Consider the following 1967-nt stretch of genomic DNA (forward strand, 5'->3'; position numbering starts at 1 on the left):
GCAGCGTCAGATGTGTATAAGAGACAGGGGTTGGGAAGGGGTCGGTGAGAGCGCCAAGCACGGTCGGAGTCGAACCCTGTGATGCGAAGAACGACAATGAGAGCCATGCTGGCGCTGCCAGTGCTGCTGGTTTCAGGGACAGCCGCCTCGAAGTGTCGCTTTGAACACTTCAACTTGATTGGGGTTGCCGAGCCAGGCGCCCTGATCGCGTTCTTCGTGGAGGGCGATCGGTACTCCACCGGCTCCCATGAGGTGAACGAAGCTACCGCTGCGGATGATGGAGCCTTCACGCTGGATCTGTACGTTTCAGGGGTCAAGAGAAGCCTCTGGCCCGGCTGTCGAATGCCGGGCTCAGGCACCCTTGTCATCCGCCCGCCCCAGGGCGCCTGGCGTAGGGTGAGCGTTGATCTTGGGCGTCACGATGCGAGCGCAACACGCCCGATCCAGGTCCGCGTCTCCAGCCAATCGCCCTGCCCGGACTCCAATGACAGCGATGAGTCGGAAGGCGAAGTTGTCCCAGGCTGATCAGCGCGGCCGAGCAGCCCCGAAATCACCCTCCGCCCTCACAGCAAACTCGTTTGCAACACCTTCGACGACGCCCCGCTCAGCCGCTCAACCACCTCACGCAACTGCCCGGTGCTGATCCTGCGCAGCGGGATCAGTTCGCGGACCACGTCGTCGAGGTCGTGAGCCTCGTCGGTGCGGCTGCGGATTTCGGCATCAAGCTCGCGGAACAGGGTCACTGCGCGCGCGGTGCGCGGCCCATGGCTGCGGTTGGACTTGAGCGTGCGCACGTTGCGGCCGTGGTTGCGCATCCAGTCGAAGGCGCGCTCGGCGCGGGCCTCGGAGAGCAGACCGGTGCGGCGCAGCAGCTCGATCGAGTAGAACTCGGCAATGCCCTCGGTGATCCAGTCGTCGCCCTCGGCACCGGTGATGCGGGTGACCACGTGCACCAGTTCGTGCACAAGGGTGCTGCTGCCGTTCTCGCTGATGATCGGCCGATCTGAATGCAGGTAGAGCGAGCGTGGGCCTGACAGGCCGCCGCGCCACATGCCCTCGCCCGCCATCACGATCAGGATCTTCTCCGGCAGGGTGCCGAAGGCCATCTGCATCTCCGGCGCCACCAGATTGATGAAGGCCAGCATCTCGTTGCGCCGCACCGGCTCGCCCTTGGGCGCCGCCACCGCGACCTCCATGCCCTCGATGAACTCGCGGCGGATACCGAGATCGCCGGCGATCATCCAGCCCACCGGCCGCGCGAGGCGCCGATCGTCATGCGCGACCGCGAACACCGGTTCCGCGCCCATGCGCTTGAACGGCGTGTCCACGCCCCAGTCGCGCGGCAGGTCGAAGCGCAGCGTGGCCTCGCCCTGGGCGCCGCTGCTGAAGCGACCGCGGAAGCTGGGCACCAGATGGTCGCCGCGCACGATCACCCAGTCGCGGGTGATGCGGGCGTCGTAGCCGGAATCGCGACGCTGCTTGTCGATGCGGTAGCGCCAATGCAGGCTGCCGCCGCGGGAGGGCGGACGCCAGGACAGGCGCTCCTCGCTTCGCTCAAGGCGACCATCGCCCCGGATCGCGTCGTAGCGATCCGGATCCATGCTGAAGTCCAGCTCGCGGATGCGGCCTTCGCCGGGGCGGTAGTCGAGACTGACCTCGGCCACGCCCTCCGCCGGGAGGAACTTCACGCGGTACTCCACCGTGAAGTCCGCAGCGAACGCGGGTGCGGCACACGACAGAAGCAGGACAAGCAGAAGCCGGGGCAAACGCATGCGCATCCTCTCCGAAATCGGAACCAGAAGGGCCGGACCCTAGCACGCTGCCCCGCAATCTCCGCCGAACGGCGCTCGCCGCGCAGCCTGCGCACTCGCGGTGCGCAGGCCGTCGCAATCCGTCGAACGGGCTCAGAGCGTGTGAGAACCATCCGCCTGCTGCGGCCGCCGCTGGACGCCCGTGGCGGCAGCGCG

At 67.2% G+C, this 1967-nt stretch carries 1 protein-coding gene; it reads right to left on the reverse strand.

Annotated elements, in window-relative coordinates:
- Positions 1 to 563: 563 nt before the first annotated feature.
- Positions 564 to 1772 carry a hypothetical protein gene (locus ACN4EK_RS32480; protein ID WP_431662580.1) on the reverse strand — a complete coding sequence of 403 codons (1209 nt, stop codon included), beginning with the start codon at positions 1770 to 1772 and terminating at the stop codon, positions 564 to 566.
- Positions 1773 to 1967: the final 195 nt, after the last annotated feature.

This window comes from Pantanalinema rosaneae CENA516 (assembly GCF_050753385.1).
Taxonomy (GTDB): domain Bacteria; phylum Cyanobacteriota; class Cyanobacteriia; order Leptolyngbyales; family Leptolyngbyaceae; genus Pantanalinema; species Pantanalinema rosaneae.

What these genes read in the sequence shown, in the direction of transcription:
- ACN4EK_RS32480 (WP_431662580.1), bottom strand. Translation starts at nt 1,772, where the DNA reads ATGCGTTTGCCCCGGCTTCTGCTTGTCCTGCTTCTGTCGTGTGCCGCA.